The sequence below is a fragment of the Candidatus Magnetaquicoccus inordinatus genome, assembly GCF_004217665.1.
In the GTDB taxonomy this organism is placed as follows: Bacteria; Pseudomonadota; Magnetococcia; order Magnetococcales; family Magnetaquicoccaceae; genus Magnetaquicoccus; species Magnetaquicoccus inordinatus.
This window is the reverse complement of record NZ_RXIU01000213.1, coordinates 1-6,288: the sequence shown is the minus strand read 5'-3', so window position 1 is coordinate 6,288 and position 6,288 is coordinate 1. Positions and strand designations below refer to the sequence as shown.

Here is a 6,288-nt window from a genome sequence, read left to right as displayed (position 1 = left end):
TGAAGCAGGGAATGATGCAGGAGTTGCTGACCGGGAGGATACGGTTGATATGACAATCAAACAGGAGACCAGCATGACCATTCCAGAGCAGACCATGCAATTCCTGGAAGAACACATCCCGGATTTGGCTGAACCAGCCTTCAAACAAGCCTATTGGCAGGCATTGGCTTCGGGCAGCAGTGTGTTGGAGGTTGAAGGAAACCAGATTGTGGAAGTTTTTCCTGATGGTACACGCAAGCTCATCAAGCAGATTAAGCAAGCCATTCCTGTGACCCCTGACATGATGATACGGGTGTTGGAATAAAGCAGGTTTGGGAGGAGATAGTGGACCTTCTGGGTGACGGTGACGGCGTGATAAGCAAATTTTTTGTTGATTCCTGCTGCGCAGCACTTATAATTAAGGGCAACAACACCCTCCACGCCTCTCATCGGAACGGCGCACCATGGAGGGTTACTTTTTTCTGGAGTGTTGGTTCATGAAATTTTTGGAACCCGCAACTACCTTCGACGAACAGCTCGACAAGCTCATCTCTCGCGGCATGGTCATCCGAGACCGTAGCACCGCCCTTCACCAACTCAAACACATCAACTACTACCGACTAAGCGGCTACTGGTACGATTTTGAGTCGGACCACGAGACTCACGACTTTGTTTCTGGAACTGCATTTGATGAAATCTTTAACTTATACATGTTCGACAAAAAGTTTCGCCTGCTGTTGTTGAACGCCATAGAAAGGGTGGAGATTTCTCTGCGGACTCAACTCACCTACCATCTGTCTCACACGTATCATCCACACGCTCATCTTGATGCAGCGTTGTTCAAGCCGATTTGGAACGGTGGTCCAAAGTCCCATGCTGAAAATGTAGAATCGCTGCGGTTGGAGGTCAAGAAGAGCCAGGAACCCTTCATTCGGAAGTTCGACCAATACGAAGAGACACTTCCTCCACTTTGGGCCGTGTGCGAAATCATGATGTTGGGAGCTCTTTCCAGATGGTATGCCAACTTGTCGAAGGGCAGTGACCGCAATGCAATCGCCAGAATCTACGGCATGGACGAAACTACTCTGGTTTCTTTCATCCATCATCTCAGCACGGTTCGGAATATCTGCGCCCACCATGCCCGACTCTGGAATAGAAAATTCACCTTCCAATGGAAATTGCCCAACAAAAACCCAATAGGTCTTAGCAATAATTTTAACAATAGCGATACAAGAAAAATCTATAACACACTTGTCATGCTGGCCTATTTGATGGATGTTATTACTCCTGGACACTCGTGGCGCAAACGTCTCCATCACATCATGGCAACGCACCGTATAGACCCTGCAACGATGGGATTCCCTGATGGCTTCTTCGACTTGCCAATCTGGAATAGAGCCGCAACATAAGATTTTTTAACACCTTATCCGAGAGGTTAAAGGATGATGGAGACCATCTCTGCCGAGGACCAACAAATTCTCGATTGTATGAAAATGGCGGTATCTGATGTGTTGGAACGTAAACGGCGTCTCGGTCAGTATGCGGTCATCTGGAAGAATGGTAGACCGGTCATCATCAGCGGCGATGAGTTGAGCATGGAACCGTTTCCCACGTCATCAACGGACACAGCCAATCCACCAGCACCATGAACAGTCAAACTGAGAAGCAGACTCAATCCCGTGTCATCGCTCTGTTCCAGGAGAGATTGGGCTACGACTATCTGGGCAACTGGAAAGAGCGACCCGGCAACGCCAACATTGAGGTTGGTTTGCTCACCTCCTGGCTGCATCGCCAGGGAGTGGAAGATGTCCTCATCAACCGGGCACTGCATGAACTGGCAAAAAGTGCCTCTGATACCAGTAAGCACCTCTACGACCGCAACAGAGTGGTCTATGACCTCCTGCGCTACGGGGTCAAGGTGCAACCAGGAGCCGGTGAGAACCGGGTCACGGTCTGGTTGATTGATTGGAAAAATCCTGAAAACAATCACTTTGCCATTGCCGAGGAGGTGACGGTCAAGGGAGCGGATGCCAAAGCCAGCAGCAAGAGACCGGATATTGTCCTCTACGTCAATGGGATTGCCTTGGGGGTATTGGAGCTGAAGCGTTCCAGCGTCTCGGTTGCAGAAGGTATCCGGCAGAATCTGGATAACCAGAAAAAGGAGTTCATCCAACCCTTCTTCTCCACCATGCAGTGGGTGATGGCTGGCAATGACAGTGAGGGGTTGCGCTACGCAACCATTCAGACCCCGGAGAAGTATTATCTCCGCTGGTATGAGGAGACGGGTCCGTTTGCATCAGAGGCCAATTTGTTGGACCGTCATCTGCTCCAGGTGGGTGCAAAGGGTCGTTTCCTGGAGTTGATTCATGATTTTGTTGTGTTTGATGCCGGTGTCAAGAAGGTCTGCCGACAGAATCAGTATTTTGGGGTCAAAGCTGCTCAGGAGCATATCTATCGCCGTCAAGGCGGAATCATCTGGCATACCCAGGGTAGCGGTAAATCCCTCACCATGGTCTGGTTGGCCAAGTGGATACGGGAGAACCGTCCCGGGTCACGGGTCTTCATCATCACCGATCGCACCGAACTGGATGAACAGATTGAGAAGGTCTTCAAAGGGGTCAATGAACAGATTTACCGCACCAAGAGCGGTGAAGACGTGATTGCCACGCTGAATGAAAGCAAAGAGTCGCTGGTTTGCTCCCTGGTGCATAAATTTGGCCGTCAAGAGAGTTCAGATGGTGATGCGGCAGCCAAGGCGTTCATAGAGTCTATTCAAAGGCTACCCTCTGATTTTAGGGCAAAAGGAGACCTCTACGTCTTTGTGGATGAGTGCCACCGTACCCAGTCCGGTGACCTCCATAAGGCCATGACCAATCTCTTGCCCAATGCCTTGTTCATTGGTTTCACCGGTACGCCTCTTTTGAAATCAGACAAGCAGAAGAGCATTGAGGTGTTTGGAAGCTACATCCACACCTACAAATTTGACCAGGCGGTGCGTGAGGGTGTGGTCTTGGACCTCCGCTATGAGGCCAGAGAGATTGACCAATCACTGACCTCACCTCAAAGAGTGGATGACTGGTTTGATGCCAAGACCAAGGGGTTGAATGATTATTCCAAAATTCAGTTGAAACAGAGATGGGGAACCTTGCAGCAGGTTCTCTCCAGCCAGTCCCGTCTGGAAAAGATTGTGGCTGATATTCTGATGGACATGAATACCCGGCCACGTCTGATGGATGGCCATGGTAATGCCATGCTGGTGGCAGGGAGTATCTATGAAGCCTGCAAATTTTATGAGTTGTTCAGAAAAACGGAATTGCAAGGAAGATGTGCCATCGTCACCAGTTATGCCCCAAGCATAGACAACTCAAAAGGTGAAACCAGCGGAGAGGGTGAAACGGACAACCTTCTGAAATATTCAGTCTATTCCAGGATGCTGGCAGAGTGGTTCAATGAACCGGAAAAGAGTGCCATCCAGAAAATTGAACGGTTTGAGCAGGAGGTCAAAAAAAAATTCATCCATGAACCCGGACAGATGAAGCTGCTGATTGTCGTGGATAAGCTTTTGACCGGATTTGATGCACCCCCAGCCACCTATCTCTACATTGACAAGCAGATGAAGGACCATGGTCTGTTCCAGGCCATCTGTCGGGTGAATCGGTTGGATGGAGATGATAAGGAATACGGATACATTATTGATTATAAGGATTTGTTCCAGAAGCTTGAAGGAGCTGTTGAGGATTACACAAGTGGCGCTTTGGATGGTTATGACGCATCTGATGTCAATGGTCTCCTGCAAAACAGATTGACCAAGGCCAGAGAAAAACTGGAAGAAGCCCGTGAAGCCATCAAAGCTTTGTGTGAGCCGGTGTCAGCACCCAGGGAGGAGGTTGATTATCTGCATTACTTCTGTGCCATGGAATCTGGCAACCATGCCCAACTGAAAGAAAATGAACCAAAACGTCTGAAGCTCTATAAGTTTTTCTCCTCTTTGCTCAGAGCCTATTCAAGCATTGCCAATGAATTGGATGAGGCGGGCTACAAGCCCAGTGAGATTGAACAAATCAAGGGTGAAGTGGACCAGTTTGCCAGGATAACGGAGGAGGTCAAGCTCTCCAGCGGAGATTTTCTTGACCTGAAACTCTATGAACCGGCCATGCGTCATCTGATTGATACCTACATCCATGCAGAGGCCAGTGAGAAGATTTCTTCCTTTGATGACATGAGCTTGATTCAATTGCTGGTGGATAAAGGGGCAGAGGCCGTGAATGCTCTGCCCAAAAGTATCAGAAAAAATCAGGATGCGGTTGCTGAAACCATTGAAAACAACGTCCGTAGGCTCATCATCAATGAATCCCCTATTGACCCTGCCTACTATGAGCAGATGTCCCGGTTGCTGGATACTCTGATTGAGCAAAGACGCAAGCAGGCTCTGACATATCAGGAATATCTGGACAAGATTGCCCAATTATCCAGAGATGCCAAACATCCCGGAGGTGGACCAGGGGGGTATCCTGACATCTTGAAGACCTCCGCACAGAGAACCCTCTACAATAACCTGGAAAAAGATGCCCATCTGGCTCTGGCAGTGGATAGTGCAATCCAGAATAGCCGGATGGATGGTTGGCGGGAGAACTCTATGAAGCGTAAAAAGGTCTGGTGGGCAATCCGGGAGATATTGCAGGATGATGCCGTGACTGACCAGATACTGGAATTGGCAAAGCATCAAAATGGCTATTGAGTCTCACCATATCACAGTCAGCGGTTTGAATGTGGAGGTGGTCAGGAAGGATATCAAGAATCTCCACTTGGGTGTCTATCCCCCGCATGGCAGAGTACGTGTGGCTGTCCCTCTCCTGGTCACTGATGAAGCTGTCCGATTAGCGGTGATTGAGAAGCTCCCTTGGATTCGGCGTCAACAGATGAAGTTCCAGAACCAACCCCGACAATCCCAACGGGAAATGGTCAACGCTGAAAGCCACTACTACCTGGGTCAGCGGTATCGCCTGCGGGTCACAGAGCGGCCCGGAGCCGCCATGGTGGCAGTGAATGCTGTAACTTACCTGGATTTGTTTGTCAGGCCCGGTACTACCCAAGAGCAGCGTGGTGAAATCCTCTCCAAGTGGTATCGGGTGCAGCTCAAGCTGCTGATTCTTCCACTCTTGGAGAAGTGGCAATCCGTCCTGGCGGTCCAGGTGGCGGCTTGGGTGGTCAAGAAGATGAAGACCAAATGGGGCAGTTGCAATCCATCAAGTCGGCGGATTCTCTTCAACCTGGAGCTGGTCAAGAAACCAGAGCAGTGTTTGGAATACATTGTGGTGCATGAGCTGGCCCATCTGGTTCACCGGACCCATGGGGAGGAGTTCATTGCCATGATGGATACTCACTTGCCACACTGGCGCATGACCCGTGAACTGCTCAACAGTATGCCACTTGGACATGATGAATGGGGACCGGGAAGCTATCTGGAAGAATAGGTTGATGGTGCCATAAGAGAATCGGTAAAAAGCATGAAAATCAAAATCAGCGAAATTGCTGTTGGAAAAAGAATGCGACAGATAAATCAATCTGCCGTTGATGCGCTTATTGAGGGATTTTTGGCAATTGGGCAAATAACGCCAATACAAGTTGTTGTTTCAGAATCTGGTGGATATGTTCTCGTCGCAGGCCAGCATAGAATTGAAGCGGCAAAGAAACTAAATTGGGAAGAAATTGAAGCTACGATTCTTGAATTAACAGGATTACAGTGCAAATTAGCAGAAATAGATGAAAACTTATTAAGAAACGACCTGACAGTATTAGAGCGCAGCGAACATTTGGCAGAGCGGAAAAAGATTTACCTTGAGCTGTATCCACAAACACGAGCAGGCCGCGCAGGTGGTTTGGCAAGTGGAGAAGCCAGAAAAACAACAAACGCAGAAACTGCGCTTGTTCCTTCTTTCTCAAAATCAACTAGTTATACTACTGGCGCATCTGTGCGCTCCATCGAGGTGGACGTTAAGCGTGCGACAGGTATAGCGGCTGAGGTACGTGATAAAATACGCCTGTTCACTGTTGCTGATAGTGGCGTGGAGCTAGTGGGTCACCTATTCATTACCGTGCTGGCCTACCAATTGGTGCAAGTCATTCGCCGTCATCTGCGCACAAAAGGGATCAGTGATCGTTGGAGTAGCTTGCGTAAGACACTCAGCGGCCAGTGCCGCATAACCGCCACTTTCCGGCGGGTTGACGACAGGGTCTTGCACGTGCGCAAAGCGACAAAAGCAGAGCCAAACCAGAAGTTGATTTACCAAGCTCTTGCCATCGACCCCA

5 protein-coding genes and 2 pseudogenes are annotated in these 6,288 nt (G+C 49.3%); all 7 read left to right on the top strand.

Going from position 1 to position 6,288, the window contains the following annotated elements; genetic code table 11:
* A partial coding sequence (locus tag EJP87_RS13090; RefSeq protein WP_227657632.1) for a hypothetical protein occupies window positions 1-304 on the top strand: 304 nt, incomplete at its 5' end.
* A 172-nt stretch (window positions 305-476) separates the two neighbouring features.
* Complete coding sequence (locus tag EJP87_RS13085) at window positions 477-1,388, top strand: Abi family protein (protein ID WP_130472317.1); 912 nt, start codon at window positions 477-479, stop codon at window positions 1,386-1,388.
* 33 nt (window positions 1,389-1,421) lie between these two features.
* Complete coding sequence (locus EJP87_RS13080) at window positions 1,422-1,628, top strand: hypothetical protein (protein ID WP_227657631.1); 207 nt, start codon at window positions 1,422-1,424, stop codon at window positions 1,626-1,628.
* Window positions 1,625-4,717 (top strand): type I restriction endonuclease subunit R, encoded by a 3,093-nt coding sequence (locus tag EJP87_RS13075; RefSeq protein ID WP_130472316.1) that lies wholly within the window; start codon window positions 1,625-1,627, stop codon window positions 4,715-4,717. Before EJP87_RS13080 ends, EJP87_RS13075 begins: the two co-directional genes overlap by 4 nt.
* Window positions 4,707-5,453: a M48 family metallopeptidase gene (locus EJP87_RS13070; RefSeq protein ID WP_130472315.1), complete on the top strand. Its 747-nt coding sequence runs from the start codon at window positions 4,707-4,709 to the stop codon at window positions 5,451-5,453. Before EJP87_RS13075 ends, EJP87_RS13070 begins: the two co-directional genes overlap by 11 nt.
* 33 nt (window positions 5,454-5,486) lie before the next feature.
* Window positions 5,487-5,690: pseudogene (locus EJP87_RS19060) on the top strand (ParB N-terminal domain-containing protein); the annotation flags it as partial.
* Between the two features lie 366 nt (window positions 5,691-6,056).
* Window positions 6,057-6,288: pseudogene (locus tag EJP87_RS19055) on the top strand (IS1634 family transposase); the annotation flags it as partial.

Coding starts and splice junctions, on each gene's coding strand:
- EJP87_RS13080 (WP_227657631.1), top strand. CDS start 1,422: ATGATGGAGACCATCTCTGCCGAGGACCAACAAATTCTCGATTGTATG.
- EJP87_RS13085 (WP_130472317.1), top strand. CDS start 477: ATGAAATTTTTGGAACCCGCAACTACCTTCGACGAACAGCTCGACAAG.
- EJP87_RS13075 (WP_130472316.1), top strand. CDS start 1,625: ATGAACAGTCAAACTGAGAAGCAGACTCAATCCCGTGTCATCGCTCTG.
- EJP87_RS13070 (WP_130472315.1), top strand. CDS start 4,707: ATGGCTATTGAGTCTCACCATATCACAGTCAGCGGTTTGAATGTGGAG.